Genomic DNA, 19,740 nt, shown 5'->3' on the forward strand with positions numbered 1-19,740 from the left:
ACGAAATCCGCGTGCGATGTCCCGGTGCGTCTTCCTGCTTGCCAGATATTCGCTGAAAGAGAAGGGGTAGATGACGAACTCCACATAGCGTCCGCCCAGATAAGTCGCAAGTTCTCCCGAAAGGAGTTTCGCATTGGAGCCTGTGATATAGATGTCGCAGGAGAAATCGACTTGGCAGGAATTGACGCAGCGCTCCCAATCGCGGACTTCTTGAATCTCATCGAAAAAGAGATACGCCTTCTCGGGAATCTTCGAAATCCTTGCAGCGATTTCCTCGTAAAGCGCCGCAGCTGTGCTATACTTCGCATTTGCCATCGATTCAAAGTTGAAGGAAACGATCTGTTCTTTCGCTGCGCCCCGCATGAGCAGCTCCTCTTGAATGAGCTGCAGCATGACCGACTTGCCCGAGCGACGAAAGCCTGTGAGCACCTTGATGACCTCTTTGTCAATAAAGGGGCGTATCCTTCGCATATAGTTCTCGCGCTGAATCATGACATCACCTCGTATCCATCCTTATACTTTCTGTGATAATATCATCATAATACTTCTATAACCGACAATCAATAGGAATTTATAAAATCTGTCGACCATAATCGACAGATTTTATAAATAGCGATATTCTGTTCGTTATAGATGAACAAAAAGCGACGCCCCATGCCAAGAGATAATCCCGGCGCGTCAAGCCTCTCAAAAAGGAGCGAAAATGCCGGATACGTTTCATAAGAAGACGCCCTCCGCTTTTTCACCGCCTCACTGCTTTTCCGCTTCTTCTGCGCGGCGGCCGATGACGCTGTGGGCGCGGCTGTAGCCGAAGTAGACGCAAAGACCGAAGAGGATCCAGAAGCCGAAGCGATGCCATGTCGCGAGCGGCAGGTTCGCCATGAGGTAGCCGCAGGAGAGGACGGCGAGCGGCGCGATGATCCAGACGGCAGGACATTTGAAGTTGCGCTTGAGGTTCGGTTCGGTCTTTCGGAGTACCATGACGCCGATGGAGGCGATGAGGAAGGCGGAGAGCGTGCCGATGTTCGCCATCTCGGCGATCATGCCGATGGGGAAGACGCCCGCGATGACGGAGACGAAGATCGCACCGAGGATCGTCACGCGATACGGCGTGTGAAAGCGGCGGTGAATTTTGCAGACGTTTGCGGGCACCATGCCGTCACGGCTCATGGCGAAGAAGATGCGCGACTGACCGTAAAGGAGGACGAGCAGTACCGTCGTGATGCCGCAGATCGCGCCGACGGCGACGATGGCGGAGCCGACGTTGTAGCCGATGTGGCGCAGCGCGAAGGCGACGGGCTCCGCTGTGTCGAGCATCGAATACGGTACGACGCCCGTGAGGACGGCGGCGACGACGGCATAGAGCAGCGTGCAGATGAAGAGCGAGCCGATGATGCCGACGGGAAGATCCCTTGCGGCGTTGCGGCACTCTTCCGCCGTCGTTGCGACGGCGTCGAAGCCGATGTAGGCGAAGAATACGATCGCCGCGCCCGAGACGACGCCGCTGTAGCCAAACGGCAGGAATGGCTCCCAGTTCGCCGCATCGACGTGGGGCGCGGCGAGTGCGAGGAAGAGGAAGATCGCGCCGAGTTTGACAAAGACGAGGATGCGGTTGAGTTTGACGCTTTCCTTTGTGCCGCGCACGAGGAGAAACGACAAAAAGAGCGTGATGAGGACGGCGGGCAGATTGAATACGCCGCCTTCCTCCGGCGAGACGACGAGCGCATGGGGAAGATGAAGCCCCGCCGAGGCGAAGAGGCCGACGACGTAGCCCGACCAGCCGACGGCGACAGCGCTCGACGTCACGGTGTATTCTAAGATGAGGTTCCAGCCGACGATGAAGGCGATGAACTCGCCCAAGGAGGCATAGGCGTAGGTGTAGGCGCTGCCCGACGCCGGCACGATGGAGGCGAATTCCGCATAGGCGAGACCCGCAAGCGCGCATGTAAGCCCCGAGAGGATGAACGACAGCGGTACGGCAGGCCCTGCGTATTTGGCGGCGGCGACGCCCGTGAGCACGAAGATGCCCGTGCCGATGACGGCGCCGATGCCGAGCATCAAAAGATCGACGGCGGCGAGGTTCTTGAGCATTCCTGAAGCTGCCGCCGCCGCTTGCAGTTCGTCGATGCTTTTCCTGCGAAAGAGATCCATACGTTGTTCATCCTTTACAAAAAGATTCGGCAGGCGCAGCATATCGCTGCAGGCACCGAGAGATATACCGCTAAAACTTCATCAGACCGCCGGGGATGTCGAGTGTGGCGAAGTAGTCGTCCAAGGTTTCGGCGCGGCGGATGAGTTCTATGCTGCCGTCTTCTCGAAGGAGCAGCTCGGCGCTTCTGAGTTTGCCGTTGTAGTTGAAGCCCATAGCGTGGCCGTGCGCTCCCGTGTCGTGGATGACGATGCGGTCGCCGATCTCGATCTTGGGCAGTTTGCGGTCGATGGCGAATTTGTCGTTGTTCTCGCAGAGCGAGCCTGTGACATCGTAGATATGGTCGCAGAAAGCGTCCTCTTTGCCGACGACGGTGATGTGGTGGTAGGCGCCGTAGAGCGCGGGGCGCATGAGGTCAGCCATGCAGGCGTCGAGCCCGATGTAGTCTTTGTACGTCTTTTTCTCGTGCAGCGCCGTCGCGACGAGCCAGCCGTAAGGCCCGGTGATGTAGCGGCCGGATTCTGCCTTGATGGCAAGGCCGGAGAGTCCTGCCGGCTCGATGATCTTTTTGTAGAGCGCTTCGATGCCGCTTGCGACGTGCTCGACGTCGATGGCGGTTTCTTCGAGGCGGTAGGGGATGCCGAAGCCGCCGCCGAGGTTGACAAATTCGAGTGAGATGCCGAGACGCTTTTTGATCTCGACAGCGAGGTTGAACATGAGTTCTGCGGTGAAGAGGAAAGCTTCGTTTCGAAGCTCGTTCGAGATGACCATAGTGTGCAGACCGAAGCGCTTCACGCCTTTTTCCTGCGCGATTTTATAGGCGTCGAAGATCTGGTGGTGCGTAAGCCCGTACTTCGCTTCGGTCGGTTTGCCGATGATGTCGTTGCCTTCGATGAGCGAACCGGGATTGTAGCGGAAGGAGAGGCAGTCGGGGAGGCCTACATGCTTTTCGAGATAGTCGATGTGACTGATGTCGTCGAGGTTGATGATGGCGCCGAGTTCACGCGCCTTTTGGAATTCCTCGGCGGGCGTGTCGTTCGAGGTCAGCATGATCGCTTCGCCTTTGATGCCGGCGGCTTCGGAGAGGATGAGTTCGGCGATGGAGCTGCAGTCCGTGCCCGCGCCTTCTTCGGAGAGGAGCTGCAGGAGACGCGGATTCGGCGTCGCCTTGACGGCGAAGTGCTCGGTGAAGTGCGGCGCCCAGGAGAACGCGCGCTTGAAGCGGCGGAAGTTTTCGCGGATGGCTCTTTCGTCGTAGATGTGAAAGGGCGTTGGATATTGCCGGATGATTTCCTCAAGCCGCGCGGGGCTTACGGGGAAAGTTTTTTCTGTCATAAAGACGCCTCCTACAGGATAAAAAGCCGCCCGAAGGCGGCGACCATGTTTCTGCCATTATAACAATGCAGCACCATGCTGTCAATGAAGCCGTTCGTGTGGTATAATAGAAGAAAATCTTTGATTTACATGAGAGAAACGCTTGGGCGAGGAAGGGGGGTGGTCGCTTGCGGCTTTATATCGCGGAGAAGCCGAGCATGGGGCGCGAGATCGCCAAGTGTCTCAAAGGGCCGCTGCGTTCGCACGACGGCTGGCTGGAAACGGCGGATGGCGCTGTGACGTGGGGATTTGGACATATTCTGCGGCAGAAGGAGCCGGAGGAGTACAGTGAGAAGTATAAATTCTGGCGCGTGGAGGATCTGCCGATCGTACCCGCCGAGTGGCAGCTCGTCGTCGCGTCGTCTGCGGCGCGGCAGTTTCGCATTGTCAAGGATCTCATCGCGCGCGCCGATGAGATTGTCCATGCGGGCGACCCCGACCGCGAGGGGCAGCTTTTGATCGACGAGGTGCTCGACTTCGTCGGCAATCAAAAGCCGGTCAAGCGCATTCTCCTCAACGCGCTCGATGAAAAGAGCATTCGTGAAGCGAACGCGAATTTGCGCGAAAACAGTGATTTCTACGCGCTCAAGCAGTCGGCGCTGGCACGCGCCCGCGCCGACTGGCTGATCGGCATGAATCTTTCGCGCGCCTATACGCTGGCGGCGCGCCGCGCGGGGCACAAGAGGCTCGTCCTGCCCGTGGGGCGCGTCAAGACGCCGACCTTGGCGCTCGTCGTGCGGCGTGAGCGCGAGATCGAAGGCTTCAAGCCCGTGGATTATTTCGAGCTTCGCGGGAAGTTCTGCCATGCGGACGGCGAGTTTTCTGCCGTATGGAAGCCGCGCGAGGAAGAGGCGGGGCTTGACCGCGAGGGCAGGCTTGTCGATGCGGCGGCGGCGAAAGCGCGGCTCCTTGGCTTTGCCGAGCCGCCGACAAAAGGGCGCGTGACGGACGTGCGCCGCACGAAAAAGACGGAGGGGCAGCGGCTGCCTTTTTCCCTTTCGTCTTTGCAGGTGCTTTCCGGCAGAAAGTACGGCTATGAGCCGCAGCTCGTGCTCGATACGGCGCAGAAGCTCTACGAGAAGAAGCTCACGACGTATCCGCGCTCGGACTCGGAGTATCTGCCGCTGAATCAGCGAAAGGATGCGCCGGCGATCCTCACCCATTTGCGCGATGGCGACGATGCGGCTCTGTCGCATTGGGCGGGCGGCGCGGACGCGAAGATCAAGAGCCGCGCGTGGAACGACAAGAAGGTGACGGCGCATCATGCGATCATTCCGACGACGGTGCGTGCGCGGCTCGGGACGCTCACGGAGACGGAGCAAAACATCTACCGCTTGATCGCGCAGGCGTTCATCGCGCAGTTTTACCCTGAGCATATTTACGAGCAGACACGCGCGACGCTCGACTATCACGGCGAGGTGTTCACCGCTAATGGACGGCGTGAACTTCAGGCAGGCTGGCGTGCGCTCTATCGCGCGGCGAAGAAGGGGGCGGGTGAAGAGGCGGAGGATGGTGCGCCGGATGGTGAAGAGGAGGGGGGCGGCGTTTTGCCGCCTTTGAAGAAGGACGACCTCGTGACGTATGCGGGCGGTGCGCTCAAGAAGCGCGAGACGAAGCCGCCGCCGCGCTTTACGCCTGCGACGCTTTTGCAGGGCATGAAGGAGATTCATAAGTATGTGCTTGATCCCGAGGCGAAGAAACGCTTGAAGGACGTCTACGGCATCGGTACGGAAGCGACGCGGGCGGCGATCATCGACGATCTCATCAAGCGCCGCTTCCTCACGGCGAAGGGCAAGAAGAAGCTGCTTTATCCGACCGATGCGGCGTATCTTCTCATCGACGCCTTGCCTGACGATCTCGTTTATCCCGACGCTACGGCGCTCTGGGAGGACAAGCTGCATTCGATGGCGGACGGCGCGGGTACGCTCGAAGAGTTTCTGGCGGCGCAGGTCGCCTTTACGCGCCGCCTTGTAGCGAAGGCGCTCGATGCGAAGATCGAGCGCGAGGGCGAGCATCCGTGCCCGCGCTGCAAAAATGGCGTGCTCATCAAACGAAGCGGCAAGAACGGCGACTTCTGGGGCTGCTCGAACTATCCGCGCTGTCGCATGAGCTGCGATGACAAGGACGGCAAGCCTAAGCTCAATACGCGCATAGGAGGAGCGGCTGCGCCAAAGAGCGCTTCTTCGCCGCGCGATGCAGCGCCGCGAGCGAACCGCACCGCCGCACGCCCTGCCTCGGGATTTGGCGCACCGGTGCTTTCTGAGGCGGAGATGGCGGCGTTTCTCGCCGAGTATGCGCCGCTGCCGTCCGCGCAGCAGATTATGAATTCCGTTCCAAAAAACAACGAAGCGGCAGGAAAATAAAAACTTGCCGTAGAATATATTAAAGACAGATATACCGAAAGGTATGGGTTTCGCGTTTTTCTGGGGGAGTGTTCTTGGAAGATCCTTTTTTGCTTGGGTTCAAGCTGTTTGTCGTAGTTTTGCTCGTACTCGGCAATGCGTTCTTCGTCGCGGCGGAGTTTTCTATCGTCAAGATGCGCAGTTCGCGTCTCGATGTGCTCATCGCCGAGGGGAATCGCCGCGCGTCCTATGCGAAGGAGCTGGTCAATCGGCTCGATGTGGCGCTTTCCGTCACGCAGCTCGGCATCACGATCGTTTCCTTGGGTCTTGGCTGGCTTGGCGAGCCTGTCGTCGCCTCGCTCCTGCACCCTGCCTTTTCTTGGCTGGGCGTGCCGGAGAGCGCAGTTGCGACCGTTTCTTTTGCGCTGGCGTTCTTTCTCATTACGTCGCTGCACATCGTGGGGGGCGAGCTGATTCCGAAGAACGTCGCGATCCGCAAGGTGGAGAGCGTCGCGCTTTCGGTCGCCTTGCCGCTTCTCGTCTTTCAGCGCGTCATGTATCCTTTTGTCTGGCTGCTGAACCACGTCGCGAATTGGGCGGAAGAGCGCATGGGCTTTTCCGTCGTGACGAAGGGCGAAGATGTGGCGCATACGGAAGAAGAGATTCGCGTTCTCATGGAGGAGAGTCATCGGCAGGGGTTCATTGACAAGACGGAGTTGGAGTTCGTTGACAATGTTTTTGATTTCGCCGACCTTTCTGTGCGCGAAATCATGATTCCGCGCACGGATATGATTTGCCTCGACCTTGAGGATTCCATCGAAGAGAGCATTCATACGGCGATGGCGGAAAGGCTCACGCGGTATCCGATCTGCGATGGAGACAAGGACAATATCATCGGTTTTTTGCATATCAAGGACTTTTTAGAGACGCTCTACCGAAAGGAAGAGCCGGATCTTCGGAAGCTTGCACGCCGCGCGCTCGTCGTTCCTGAGGCGATGGCGGTCAGCCGCCTGCTGCAGACGATGCAGAAGGAGCGTTCGCAGCTCGCCATCGTCGTCGATGAGTACGGCGGCACGGCGGGGATGGTCACGATCGAGGACGTCGTCGAGGAGATCGTCGGCGATATCCAAGATGAATTTGATACGGATCGCCCTCTGGTGGAAAAGAAGGGCGCGCGCCTTTACTCCGTTGACGCCAAGATGCTGTTGGAGGAACTGGAGGACGTCTTGGAAGTCGCTATTGACGAAGAGGACATCGACAGCGTGGGCGGCTGGCTCTCCGCGCACGTTGAGAACCCGCCGCGCATCGGACAGAAGGCGACGTTTGCCGATGCACAGTTTTTCGTCGAGGAGACGGAGGGCGTGCGCATCACGCGCGTCCTCTGCCGCCTCGGACGCGAACCGCAGAAGGAGCATGATGAGATCGTCGATCTCACGCAGCCGCGCAAAGCGGACGGCGCAAAACATATAGGCGCACGCCGCAAGGAAGGGAAGGGCGTGCGGGGAATTCGCTGAGAGGACAACTTTCGCAAGGGGGAATAGCGGCTGGCTGGAGCGGCGCTCTGGCTGAGCAGCCATATCTAGGGAAAGAATGGTGAGGACATGGCATCGAATTTTGATTTTTTGTTAGCGCAAAAGAATTATAAAGCCATCGCAAAGACGGCGATGGAGGCGGAGCAGAGTCTCAAGACGTCATATCCGAAGAGTACGGTCTTGGCGGCGCGCGCCTTGAAACTGGCAGTGCGCTGGATGTTCACGCATGATGCGGATCTGGCGCTGCCGTACCATGAGGCGATCGCGCGTCTCATTCATGAGCCGACACTCAAAAAGCTGCGCCCCGAGGGGATGGACGCCATCGTGCATTACATCCTGCACTTGGGCAATATCGTCGCCTACCGCAGCGTAGATGTCCCGCGTGAAGCCGCCGTGCTCTCTCTGCGTGCGCTGCATTGCTCGCTCACATGGCTGGCGGCGTGTTATGCAGAGGATTTCTCCCCGCGCCCCTTTGACGAAACGCTCTTGTCTGCGGAAGGCAGGGAAAAGGTCAAGGATCCGCTGAAACTTCGTGCGCTTTACAAGGAACCGTTCGAGGGCGGCGCTCTCTTGCCGCGGCGTAAGAAGAACCGCGAGACGGCGGAGCGTCTTGCAAAGCTTCGCCAAAAGAATAACAACGGTGAAGTTGTCAGCGTACCGCCGGATCTCGTCGCTGAGTGCCGCGGCCGCTATCTGCTGGTCGATGGTGCGCAGGCAGGCTGGACGTTGGATGAGGACTGCTTCATGAACTGTGCGATCGAAGGCGCGGGGAAGAAAGCGCCGCCGGTCGATTTCCTCTTCACCGATGCAGAGAAGAAGCCGCTTGCCGTCATGGCGGTCAAGACGGCGCAGTCTTTGGAAGAAGGCGTGGCGCAGGTGAAGGAATGGGCGGCGCTGATCGAGAAAAAATATGCCGAGCGCCCGTACCTCTTTCTCCTGCATGAAGGGAAGTATTGGTTCTTGGATGAGCGGCGCGACGCCCTGCGCCGCATCTCCGGCTGTTTTTCGCGCATCGACTTGGAGCGGCGCATGGGATTTCGTCGTCTCTATGATCCCGAGAGCCATCCGGATCTCTCAAGCGGCATCGTGAACCGCCCCTATCAAAGGGAAGCCGTCTGGCATATATGCGAGGACGTGCATAAAGGCGTGCGCCGTCTCCTCGTCTCCACGCCGCCGGGCACGGGCAAGACGCGCATGGCAGCGGGCGCCATCGAGGCGCTGTTTCAGCAGAAAGCGATCGGCAAGGTGCTCTACCTCGCCGACCGCGAAGAGCTTGTGCATCAGGCATACGATCAATTCGCCATGATTCTGCCGGACATGAAGAGCGTCGATCTTCTCGGCGATGTGCGTGAAGAAGAGCAGGCGGACATCGTCTTTGCGACGGCGACCGCCATGATGGATGCGGTGAACGAGAATCGTACGGAGGACGGTGTGCGCCTTTACGATCCCGCACACTTCGATCTCGTCGTCATCGACGAGTCGCATCCGAGCGTCTACGATGATCATCTCGTACTCCTGCGCTACTTTGACGCCATCCTTTTGGGCTTTTCTTCCGTCGCGCCGTCGGCGCCCGGGGAGGCGGACGTCTATCGCTTCTACGACCTTGCGCCGGGCAAGCCGACGTTCGCCTACAGCATCGAGGAAGCGCGGCGGGACGGCTGGCTGGTTGATTTCACGCTGCGCGACGAAGCGCCGGATGCACTCATGGATTCGCACCTTCGCTACGCCGAACTTACGGATGAGCAGCGCACAATCGCTGAGATGGAGTATTCCGATACGGGGGCGATCACCAGCAAGGATTTCGATCTGCCAGCCGTGAACAACTGGCTGTTCAGCGAGGAGAAGATCCAGGCGATGCTCGAAAATCTCTTGGAGCATGGTTTCAAAGCGAAGGACGGCAAGCTTGGCAAGACGATCATCTTCGCGAAGAACAGCTTACAGGCGAAAGCCATCGCTTTCATATTCCAGAGGCTGCATCCCGAGTATGGCGCAGACTTCATTCGTGCGCTCGATGCGCGTACGCCCGATCTGGCGGCGGCGGTTCATGCGTTTTCAGCGCAGGAAGAGCAGCCGACCATCGCCGTATCCGTGGATGTTTTGGATACGGGCTTCGATATGCCGCCGGTCGTCAATCTCGTCTTTTTCCGCAAGGTTCATTCCCTGAGCAAGTTCAGTCAGATGCTTGGCAGAGGTATGCGCTTCTGCGAGAATCTGGGCGGCGAGGGCAAGGACAAGGAAAAATTCCTCGTGATTGACTATTGCAGGAATTTTACATTCTTCGATATGGAGCAGTAAGGAGAAGACGCTATGAAATTCAAGTTTTTGCACAACAACATCAACGTGCGCGATCTGGAGCGTTCGCTTGCTTTCTACGAGAAAGCGCTGGGGCTGAAGGAAGTGCGCCGAAAGGAGCTGCCGGATTTCACGCTCGTCTACCTGGGCGACGGCGGCACGACGCCGCACGAGCTTGAATTGACGCATCTCAAGGGGCGCGAGGAGCCGTACAACCTTGGCGACAACGAATTTCACCTCGCCTTTGGCGTCGACGACTTCGATGCGGCGCACAAACTGCACGAGGAGATGGGGTGCATCTGCTACGAAAATGCGGCGATGGGTATTTATTTCATCAGCGACCCCGACGGCTATTGGCTTGAAGTTCTGCCGAAGTGGTGATGACGGGAGTTTCATCGGATGGACGCTATGGGGAAAGGGAAAATAAAGTATGACGAAGAAAGCTGCGAGGAGCAGGAGAAAAAATGACAGGGAAGCGAGAGCGGCGCGGTGGGCATAAGCCCCTGCGCCGCTTTTTCTATATATAGAATTTATATGTCGATAAGTTTTTAGAGCGCAGGAAGAATGACAGCCGTTGCTAGGAGCGGCTGCATCTGCCTCGCCTCGGCAAAGGCGGGGAGCATCCCCGCACCCAGAAGGGAGTAAGACCATGAGCAGCAAAACACGCATTGTCGTCGTCGGCGCAGGCTTTGGCGGAGTGAAGGTCGTCCGCGAGCTTGCCAAGGATAAGAGTCTTGACATCACGATCATCGACCGCCGCAATTTTCACCTTTTCCAGCCGCTTCTCTATCAGCTTGCCACGTCGCTTCTCTCGACCGACGAGATCGCCTATCCCATCCGCGCCTTTTTCCGGCATAATAAGAACGTCGATCTCTTCATGGCGAAGCTGCGCGGACTTGACAAGGAGCGCAAGGTCGTCATTACGAATCACGGGGAAGTGCCCTACGATTATTTGGTCCTCGCGGCGGGTGCGACGACAAACTTTTTCGGCATGGAGAGCGTCGAGGAACACTCCTTCCCGATGAAAACCTTGCAGGAGGCGCTGCACATCCGCAACCATGTCATTCACATGTTCGAGCGCGCCAACAAGATAGAGCGTAACGAGGAGGAGCGCCGCCGCATGTTGAGCTTCGTCGTTGTCGGCGGCGGGCCGACGGGCGTCGAGCTTGCCGGCTCTTTGGCGGAAGTCATCAACCTCATCATGAAGGACGAGTATCACAACCTCTCGCCCGATGAGATCAGCGTCAAGCTCGTCGAAGCGACGGGAGGGCTTCTGCCCATGATGCCGCCCGACTTGCAGCAGGAAACGGTGCGTGTCTTGGAGAATAAAGGCATAGACGTCATGCTCAACACGCAGGTCGCGGGCTGCGACAAGAACAGCCTGACATTGAAGGACGGGCGGGTCATTCCGACGAATACGGTGATTTGGGCGGCGGGGGTCAAGGCTGTGCCGATCATCGGCAAGCTCGGCTTCGCGTGTGACCGCGCGGGACGCATCATCGTCAACGAGAAGCTGCAAGTGGAAGGCGAGCGCGATATCTTCGCCATCGGCGACTGCGCTTCCTTCTGCCACGGCACGGAGCGTCCCCTGCCGACGGTCGCGCCCGTTGCGACGCAGGGAGGCGCCGTCGCTGCACGCAATATCAAACGCTTGTTGGCAGGCGATGAGAATCTCGAAACATTCCATTATAAGGATCAAGGAGCGATGGCGACGATTGGCAGGACGGAAGCCGTCGTCAATATGAACGGCACGAAGATGAAGGGTTTCATCGCATGGGTCGTCTGGATGTTCGTTCACTTGCTGCGGCTTTCGGGTGCGCATACGAACATCACGGTGCTTTTGAAGTGGACGTGGAACCTCTTGTCGGGTACGCGCCTCGGCCGCATCATCACGAATATGCAGTATGACGAATCGCGCCAGTTCCGCCCCATGCCGCTCGATCCGGAAGAGAAGGGTTGATCTTGCAGAAAAAAACGCATGGTTTTTGGAAAAAAAGCGCCGCCGCTTTGGTTTTTTGCCTTGCGGCGGCAGTATTTGCGCCGCAGGGAGCGCTGACCTTAGAAGCGTCTCCGGCAGGCGAAGCGCATACGGCGGCTCGCATGACCGTGACGAAGGATCGCACGGTCATACTTGAGCGCGATACGGCGCAGAAGGAAGCGGACGCTCCCGCAGAAGAGAAAGCGGGAGATGCGAATGAGCAACCGAAAGGTGCGGCAAAAGACGCTGAAAAGAAGTCTCTGTCCCAAGATACTGCACCGGGAGAAGCTGCAAAGGAGCCGATGGCGATGCGCGGGAATGTGAAAATGGCGGCGCGGCAGACGCCGAAGAAGCTGCGTCTTACGTGGAAGCCCGTCGCCGACGCTGTGCGCTACGAGATTGTCGTGGAAGAGGGCGTGGGCGAGAAGGCGAAAATCGTTTATCGCGATGCGCATATTTTCAATAATGGCGTGGAACTTTCGCTCGTCGGACGCAGCTGGCTCGATCAGAATCACTATTGGCGCGTGCGCGCGCTCGACTACGACGGCAACGGGCGCTCTGCGTTTACGCCTGCGGCTGCGCTTGAGCTGGGGGAGAAGGAGCCGGCAGCGCCCCTGCCGACAAGTGAGTTTGATCGGATGGACTATGTGCCGCTCTATCCGACGTATTCGTGGATTGCTGCGTTCGGTGCAAAAGAGTACGAAGTATCCGTGTGGAAGCGCGGCAAGAAGGAGCCGTCGCTTCTTCATATCCTTTATTCGACGGATCTCACCTGCTACGATACCTATGGCTTCACGACGCCCGGCAGCTACTACTGGAAGGTGCGCGCCCTCGATGCGTCGCGTCAGCCTATCGGCGCATGGTCGGAAAATGTGCCGTTTGAGGTCAAGACTCCCGTCGTCGTCGCCGCCCTCGGCGACAGCATCACGCACGGCGGCGGCGCCATCGTCAACGGGCCTGACCGCGTCTTGTACGACTGGGAATCGTATGCCGCGTTTCCAATCAAAAATCTCGGCTACTCGGGCGACACCGTAGAAGCGATGGAAGCGCGTTTTGAGCGCGATGTGCTGCCCTTTCGCCCGCGCATCCTCGTCATCATGGGCGGTGTGAACAACTATCGCGTGGGCGGCAAGGCGGCGGACGTCATCGCCGTGCTCGCGCGGATTCGCGACAAGTGTACGGCGCGCGGCATCACGCCTGTTTTCGCGACGACCACCTCGCTCAATCCGGCGAAGATCGCGAAGCTCCAGTATGCGCAGACGCCGCCCGCCGATTGGAGCGACGAGCAGGCGCTCATCAACCGTTGGATCCTGTCGCAGCCTTACTGTGTTGACGTCACGACGGTGCTTTCCGATGCGCACGGGCAGCTCGAAGATGACTACACGACCGACGGACTGCATCCCGACAGCGTGGCGAAGCGCTTCATCGGCGAGACGATCAGCAATTATCTGCGCGCGAGGTTTCCGCAGGTAGTCGAACCGATCCTGCGTGATCCGAGAGTGTAAGAAAGGGTTTCCGGCATAAGAGCCGCCCGCGTTGTCGCGCGGGCGGCTCTTATGCTGTCGGAATCTTGTGGACGGCAAAGTTTGCGGAATGTTGCTCCAAGCCTGCGATGCTTGATGCGTTGCCGCATCCGTACCGGCGCAGGAAAGAGGGTATCGGTGATGTTACCGGGTACATTTTCCAATCGCATTTCATGCAAGCCGAATATTGTGGCTTCGCCCGGCTTCCGGCAGGTTTTGTGCTTTTCAAATCGCCGATTTGCCCTGAACCGTGCCGCGATTCTCGAAAGCGGCTCTGCCTGCCGTGAGATCGGTCAGCGCCGCTTCTGTCGGGGCGAGCTGCTCTTCTTCCAACAGCAAAATGCACGTCGCTTGCTGCTCGTAGATCGTAGCATCCGTGCGAAGATTCTCCTGCCGCACGAAATTTTCGACGAGCGAGAGAAGCGTATAGTCGATCGTCACGGCGAGACGCGTAAGCTCCAGGCAGCGCACGAGGATGGCGGCTTCGAGTGCGAGGTGCGCGGCGTGCCCGTAGGCGCGGATGAGACCGCCCGCGCCGAGCTTGATGCCGCCGAAGTAGCGCGTGACGACGACGAGCGTATTGGTCAAGCCGCGCTTTTTAATCGCCTCAAGGATCGGATTGCCGGCTGTGCCGCCCGGCTCGCCGTCGTCATTCGACTTCTGCTTCTCGCCGCCTGCGCCTAGCACCCAGGCGCTCGGGTTGTGCCGCGCGTCGTAGTACTTCTTCTTGCAGGAGAGGAGGAACGCGCGGGCGTCCTCTTCCGTCGCTGCATGAACGGCTTCTGCGATGAAACGCGATCGTTGGATCTCGTATTCCGCCTTGCCGTCCGTTTCAATCGTCGTAAAATTTTTCATGATAGTTTCCTTATTTTATCGCGTATTTTCGTTGCGTACGTACGCCTTTCTACCATATATAGTAACATAGAATCCTTCGTGAAACGAGGGGAAAGTCCGCGGCAAATGCAAGCCGATTTTTTCAAAATATCCGCTTGGCATTTGTCGATTTTTAGTGTATATTGAGCGTAAGCTGTATTTGTGCAGGGGATTTTTCCAGGGGGGTTAGCTCCCTCTATAAGGAAGGTTGTGTTATCAAGGCCATGAATGGGACGCAGATGAATAGAGGGCTGAAAAACAGGCATGTGCAGATGATTTCGCTCGGCGGGGTCATCGGCAGCGGCTACTTTCTCGGCACGGGTTATGTGCTTGAAAAGGCGGGACCTGCGGCGATCTTTGCGTATCTTTTGGGCGGGATCATCGTGCTTTGCGTCATGCTCTCCTTGGCGGAGCTGGCGGTCGCGAAGCCTGTTTCGGGTTCTTTCGTCGCCTATGCGCGAGAGAATATTTCCTCGACGTGGGCGTGCGGCGTGGGTTGGGCGTACTGGCTCAACTGGATGGCGTATGTGCCGTCGGAGATGATTGCCGCAGGCATCATCATGAACAATTTCGTACCTGAAGTCAGCCAGCTCTGGTGGGCTGTGTTCTTCGGTCTTGTCGTGACCGTCCTGAATCTCTTCCGCGTGGATAAGTTCGGCGAGAGCGAGTTTTGGCTTTCGCTCGTGAAGATTCTCGCTCTTGTCGCGTTCAGCGCCGTGGCTCTCCTCATTTGCCTTGGGCTGTTCGGCGGCGAGGGTTTCATCGGTACGCGCATCCTCTTGGGAAGCGGCGGCTTTACGCCGAACGGCTGGTGGGCGATCGTCCTGACGATGGTCATTATTCTTGTGAACTTTCAGGGAACGGAGATTATCGGTCTTGCCGCCGGCGAGTGCAAGGAGCCGGAGAAGAGCATTCCGCTCGCCGTGCGCAATGTGACGTGGCGCATCATCGCCCTCTATATCGTTCCCATATCTCTTTTGATTTCGATTCTGCCGTGGGAGCAGGCGGGACTTTCGGAGAGCGTCTTTGCGGCTGCGCTCGCCGCGCATGGGCTTGATTCCTTGGCGGCTGCGCTCGCTTTCGTCGTGCTGACGGCGGCGGTGTCGTGTTCGAACTCGGGGCTTTATTCAAGCGCACGGGCGCTTTACTCGCTCGCACGCATGGATATGGCGCCGGCTTTTCTCGGGCAGATCAACGGCAAGGGCGTGCCGCGCAATTCGATCCTTGTATCGGTATGCGCGTGCTGGCTCGTCATTCTCCTTTATACGTGCAATCCCGATTCTGCCGTCTATACGTACCTTCTCGCTGTTTCCGGCTGCACGGGGGCTATCGCTTGGATCTCGATCTGTTGGAGCCAGTATCGCTTCCGCCGACATCTCATCGCGGCGGGGCTTGAGCATACGCTGCGCTACAAGACGCCGCTCTTTCCCTATGTGACGCTCTTTGGCATCTGGGCGCAGGTGGTCTGTCTCGTCGTGCTCGCCTTCACGCCGGACCTTCGTGAGGCGTTCTACTTGGGCGTGCCGATGCTCGTCGTGCCGATGCTCTGGTATCGTCTGCGCAGTGTGTATCGTGCGCGTGTGGCGGCGGCGAGAAATGGCTGAATCGTAATGCAGAAATTAACGCAAGAGGCGTGTGCTGCACCGCCCAACGCGAAGGCGTAAAGCCCGCCCATTCCTCTAAATAACGAGCAAGATTCAAACGCGCTTCATTTGAATGAGAATCTTGGTCGAAGGGGGGAATGGGCGGGCTTCTTGACGCTCGCTCCCAAAGGTTTCGCTTATGGGTGGGGCAGTATGCCTCGTCATTCGTCTTTTTCCGGTGGAATTGTGAGATTTTCCCGGAGTGCGCTGATCTCTTCGGCGAGAAAAAGTCCCGGGGGGGATTCGCGGATCATCGTATCTTCTAAGATGCGGCTCTGCTCGGCGGGGCTGCTCGTGAGGAGCTGCGCGGGGTCGGCGGCGTTTTTCGTGCGGCTGATCGCTTGCTGCTGCGCTTCGGCGTAGGCGAGCGTCTTTTGCCGCACGGCGGCGACGAGATCGTAGTTGATTCCCGTGAGCGCGAGCGGCGGGACGTGTGCATCGACGGCGCTCTGTGTGCGCTTGGCGTCCTTGGCGAGCTGCGTGAGCCGCACGTATGTCGTCTGGATGTCGATGGCGCCTTCCTTGAAGCTCTCAAGCGTATTGTGGTATTGCTGCCAGTTGTAGTCGAGCTGCGTGATGTTTTTTTTGTGCTCGTCGTACCATGCGCTGAAAATCTCCTGCTGTTGATGGATTTCGGCGCGTTCTTCCGGCGTCATCTTCGGTGGGGGCGGCGGCGGGAAACTCCAAAATGCCGCCGCGCCTGTAAGAAGGAGCGTAAGCGAAAAGATAGCCCAGATCTTGCGGCTGGGGATCCAGCGGTAGAGCAGCACGAGTGCAAGGAAAACGAGAGCGAGCAGGAGATATTTATAGGACGGCATGGGAAATCTTCCTTTCCATCAGGGCGGCGGCGAAAGAGGGAGAACTTTCTCTCATTGTAGCATACGGAAGCTCTTGCGTGAAGCGATGAAAGTCGTTATACTGAAAAGCAGTGCAGAACATGAGAAGGATTCCCATAGGAATGAGGTGGAGTATATGCTTACCATCCTTTTGCTTTTGACGGGGGATTTGCAGGAAGCGCGCATGATGCAGGCGTATTTGCACGAGAATTATCCGCAGGGGGATTGTGAGAAGATCTTCATGTATTGCGGGAATGATCCGGCGGTCTTGGCGTTTTTGGAAGGGGAAGGCGGCGGCACGCTGTTTGACGGCAGGAACGCAGGCATAGCGGCGTCCTGCAATGCGGCTCTTCGCCATGCGCACGGTGAAGATGTGCTGTTTTTGACAGCGCCTTATTTTCTCATGCCGCCGGCGATTCGCGCTATGCAGCGGGCGGCTGCCGCTTTTGACGGGGCGGCGCTGATTTTTCCCATGCTGCGAGAATCCGTGGGGGTGGGCAAGGAGCAGGAACTTCCCGCCGAACAGTGTGCGGATTATCAAGATGCGGCGGGGCTTCGCCGCTTTGCTGAAAGTTTGTCCGCAGAGCAGGGGACGTCGTTTGTTTTCGCATCGTTGGATTTTTGCTTTTTCGCGAAGCGCCAAGTTTTGCTGGAGCAGGGATGTTTTTCTGAAGAGTTTCAAAGCATACCGTTTCTCATGCTCGATCTTTGCCTGCGCTTTTGGAAAGACGGGCGCTTCTGTGTTGCCGCGCATGGGGCGTTTGCACATCGAAATGGCATAACGGCTGCCGACGATATGCGCGATGCGGAATTGTTTTTCCGCAAATATGGGATTTGGTATCCGTATTCTTTTATGCCGCGCACGGAACTTTTGCAGATGATGGATGTTCAAAAACCGGAGCTTTCCGTGCTTGAAGTCGGCTGTGCCTGCGGGGCGACGCTCCTTGCTGTTCGCAACAGGAATCCGAATGCGGAGCTTTGCGGTATTGAATTTGATGAGCAGGCGGCGGCGTTTGCGAGGCGTTTCGCTGTCGTCGAGGCGCTCGATGTGGAAACGCTGCATAAGCCTCTGTGGCATGAAAAGTTTGACTGCATCATCTTGGGCGATGTCATTGAGCATCTGCGCGATCCGTGGCGGGCGATGAAGAATCTCGCCGCCCTGTTGAAGCCGAACGGTCATGTCGTCGTCAGCATTCCAAACGTCATGCATGTGTCTGTATTTCGCATGATGTTTGCCGGCCGCTGGACGTATGAGGAAGAGGGGCTTCTTGACCGCACGCACCTGCGCTTTTTCACGCTCGCAGAGAGCTTGGCGCTCCTGCGCGGCGTCGGGCTTGAACCGCAGCAGATTGCTCGTGCGGATCTTTTGGACGGCGAGCGGGATCAGGCGCTTTTTGAACGGTTGACGGATTTTTTGACGCCGGATGTCGATCCGGTGGAGCTTCGTACGTATCAATGGCTGATATCGGCGCAGAAACAAGGATAGGGGGAGCGTTTGTGGAAGAAAAGAGCGTTTGGCGCATTTGCCGTGAGCTGGTTCGCGGCTATTGGGTTTCTGAGGAGAAGTGGAAGGCGCGCGGGCTGCTTGCCGTCGTCGTTACGCTGAATTTCATCACGGTCGGTATGCTCGTTTTGATCAACGATTGGTACAACGAGTTTTACAACGCTTTACAAGGCTACGAGTATGAGCTTTTTTGGCCGCTCGTCGGCAAGTTTGCTGTCCTCGCTTTTTTGCATATTGCCGTCGCTGTCTATGCCATCTATCTGCGGCAGATGCTGCAGATCAAGTGGCGTTCGTGGCTTACGGAGCGTTACCTCGCACGTTGGATGGAAAAACGCGCGTACTATAAGCTCGAAACGCTCGTCGAGGGCACGGACAATCCCGACCAGCGCATATCGGAGGATATCGACCAGTTCGTCGAGCTGACGCTTTCGCTTTCCGTAGGATTCTTGAAGCAGCTGACGACGCTTGTGGCGTTTGCCGTCGTGCTCTGGAATCTGTCGGGCGTTTTGACCGTTCCCATCGGCAGCTGGGAGTTTCATGTCTACGGCTATATGCTGTGGTTCTCGCTGATTTATTCTGTCGTGGGCACGGTCGGCGTACATCGCGTCGGACGAAAGCTCATCGGGCTGAATTTCGAGAAGCAGCGCTTTGAGGCGGATTTTCGCTTCAGCATGATGCGCGTGCGTGAAAACAGCGAGAGCATCGCTTTCTACGGCGGCGAGATGCAGGAAGTGCGCGGCTTTAAGGAGCGCTTCGCCCGCGTCATCGGCAACTTTCGCGAGTTTATGCGCCAGACGAAAATCTTGAATTTCTACATCAACGGCTATGCACAGCTTGCGATCATCGTGCCGCTCATCATGGCGGCGCCGCGCTACTTCGGCGGCGAGATGGCGCTGGGCGGTCTCATGCAGACGATCTCGGCGTTCGGCAGGGTGCAGGGCGCTTTGTCGTATTTCGTTGAGGCGTATGGCTCGATTGCTGCGTATGCGGCTGTCGTGCGCCGACTCAGCGGCTTCACGGCGCGTATCGAGGAAGTCGACGGCGCAGAGAGCGCCGTCACGTCTGCGCCGTCTGCGGGCGGCTTCTCGGTGCGGGATCTATCCGTCGCGCTGCCCGACGGCACGGATCTTTTGAAGGATTGCTCGCTTTCGCTTGCTGCCGGAGAATCTTTGCTCGTCACGGGGGCTTCGGGCGCGGGCAAGTCGACGCTTCTTCGTGCGCTTGCGGGGCTTTGGCCCTTTGCGCGAGGTTCGGCGGCATTTCCTGCGGACGAGAAGCGGCTCTTTCTCTCGCAGAAGCCATATCTGCCGCTCGGCTCTTTGCGCCGCGCCGTCTGCTATCCGCTGACGGCAGAGCCGCCGCGCGCTGAGATGGAGCGCGTGCTGCGTCTCTGCGGCATGGAGCAGTTCATCGCGCGCCTTGATGAGACGGCGGATTGGAGCCATATCTTGTCGCTCGGCGAGCAGCAGCGCATCGCTTTTGCACGCATCCTTCTCGTGCGCCCGGCGTGGGCGTTTCTCGATGAAGCGACGAGTGCGCTCGACGAGGCGCGGGAGAAGGAGCTTTATGCGATGCTGGCGCACGAGCTGCCTGCGATGGGCATTGTGAGCGTCGGACATCGCTCGACGCTCTTTTCACAGCACGAAAGAGAGCTGCATCTCGATGGCGCGGGCGGCTGGACGACGCGCACCATC

The 19,740-nt window shown here is 58.1% G+C and carries 14 protein-coding genes; 9 read left to right on the forward strand and 5 right to left on the reverse strand.

Annotation, left to right across the window (positions count from 1 at the left end; translation table 11 throughout):
* From ACTTKG_RS03070 to ACTTKG_RS03080, 3 genes are all read right to left on the reverse strand, one after another.
* Positions 1-492 (reverse strand): ATP-binding protein (locus tag ACTTKG_RS03070; protein WP_442672789.1); only part of this gene is annotated, 492 nt, incomplete at its 3' end.
* Between the two features lie 258 nt (positions 493-750).
* Positions 751-2,151 (reverse strand): amino acid permease, encoded by a 1,401-nt coding sequence (locus ACTTKG_RS03075; RefSeq protein WP_442672790.1) that lies wholly within the window; start codon positions 2,149-2,151, stop codon positions 751-753.
* Between the two features lie 70 nt (positions 2,152-2,221).
* The gene (locus ACTTKG_RS03080; RefSeq protein WP_442672791.1) at positions 2,222-3,484 is read right to left on the reverse strand and encodes a diaminopimelate decarboxylase family protein; all 1,263 of its coding nucleotides are present in this window, start codon (positions 3,482-3,484) and stop codon (positions 2,222-2,224) included.
* Positions 3,485-3,651: 167 nt separating this feature from the next.
* Here ACTTKG_RS03080 and ACTTKG_RS03085 point away from each other — a divergent pair, with 167 nt between their 5' ends.
* From ACTTKG_RS03085 to ACTTKG_RS03110, 6 genes are all read left to right on the forward strand, one after another.
* Positions 3,652-5,886 carry a DNA topoisomerase 3 gene (locus ACTTKG_RS03085; RefSeq protein WP_442672792.1) on the forward strand — a complete coding sequence of 745 codons (2,235 nt, stop codon included), beginning with the start codon at positions 3,652-3,654 and terminating at the stop codon, positions 5,884-5,886.
* Positions 5,887-5,960: 74 nt separating this feature from the next.
* Positions 5,961-7,379 (forward strand): hemolysin family protein, encoded by a 1,419-nt coding sequence (locus tag ACTTKG_RS03090; RefSeq protein WP_442672793.1) that lies wholly within the window; start codon positions 5,961-5,963, stop codon positions 7,377-7,379.
* A gap of 87 nt (positions 7,380-7,466) precedes the next feature.
* Positions 7,467-9,692 carry a DEAD/DEAH box helicase family protein gene (locus tag ACTTKG_RS03095; protein WP_442672794.1) on the forward strand — a complete coding sequence of 742 codons (2,226 nt, stop codon included), beginning with the start codon at positions 7,467-7,469 and terminating at the stop codon, positions 9,690-9,692.
* A gap of 12 nt (positions 9,693-9,704) precedes the next feature.
* Complete coding sequence (locus ACTTKG_RS03100) at positions 9,705-10,070, forward strand: VOC family protein (protein ID WP_442672795.1); 366 nt, start codon at positions 9,705-9,707, stop codon at positions 10,068-10,070.
* A 268-nt stretch (positions 10,071-10,338) separates the two neighbouring features.
* Complete coding sequence (locus ACTTKG_RS03105) at positions 10,339-11,649, forward strand: NAD(P)/FAD-dependent oxidoreductase (protein WP_442672796.1); 1,311 nt, start codon at positions 10,339-10,341, stop codon at positions 11,647-11,649.
* Between the two features lie 2 nt (positions 11,650-11,651).
* Positions 11,652-13,172 (forward strand): SGNH/GDSL hydrolase family protein, encoded by a 1,521-nt coding sequence (locus tag ACTTKG_RS03110; RefSeq protein WP_442672797.1) that lies wholly within the window; start codon positions 11,652-11,654, stop codon positions 13,170-13,172.
* 243 nt (positions 13,173-13,415) lie between these two features.
* Here ACTTKG_RS03110 and ACTTKG_RS03115 read toward each other — a convergent pair whose 3' ends face one another.
* Positions 13,416-14,045, reverse strand: coding sequence for a YigZ family protein (locus tag ACTTKG_RS03115; protein ID WP_442672798.1), 630 nt, complete (start codon positions 14,043-14,045; stop codon positions 13,416-13,418).
* Between the two features lie 242 nt (positions 14,046-14,287).
* Here ACTTKG_RS03115 and ACTTKG_RS03120 point away from each other — a divergent pair, with 242 nt between their 5' ends.
* Positions 14,288-15,667: an amino acid permease gene (locus tag ACTTKG_RS03120; protein WP_442672799.1), complete on the forward strand. Its 1,380-nt coding sequence runs from the start codon at positions 14,288-14,290 to the stop codon at positions 15,665-15,667.
* Positions 15,668-15,867: 200 nt separating this feature from the next.
* Here the strand turns inward: ACTTKG_RS03120 and ACTTKG_RS03125 are convergent, their stop codons facing one another.
* Positions 15,868-16,524 carry a hypothetical protein gene (locus ACTTKG_RS03125; protein ID WP_442672800.1) on the reverse strand — a complete coding sequence of 219 codons (657 nt, stop codon included), beginning with the start codon at positions 16,522-16,524 and terminating at the stop codon, positions 15,868-15,870.
* Positions 16,525-16,678: 154 nt separating this feature from the next.
* Here ACTTKG_RS03125 and ACTTKG_RS03130 point away from each other — a divergent pair, with 154 nt between their 5' ends.
* Complete coding sequence (locus ACTTKG_RS03130; RefSeq protein WP_442672801.1) at positions 16,679-18,028, forward strand: methyltransferase domain-containing protein; 1,350 nt, start codon at positions 16,679-16,681, stop codon at positions 18,026-18,028.
* 11 nt (positions 18,029-18,039) lie between these two features.
* The coding region (locus tag ACTTKG_RS03135) for an ABC transporter ATP-binding protein/permease (RefSeq protein WP_442672802.1) at positions 18,040-19,740 on the forward strand (1,701 nt) is incomplete at its 3' end.

Source organism: Selenomonas sp., from assembly GCF_052169755.1.
Taxonomy (GTDB): domain Bacteria; phylum Bacillota; class Negativicutes; order Selenomonadales; family Selenomonadaceae; genus Selenomonas.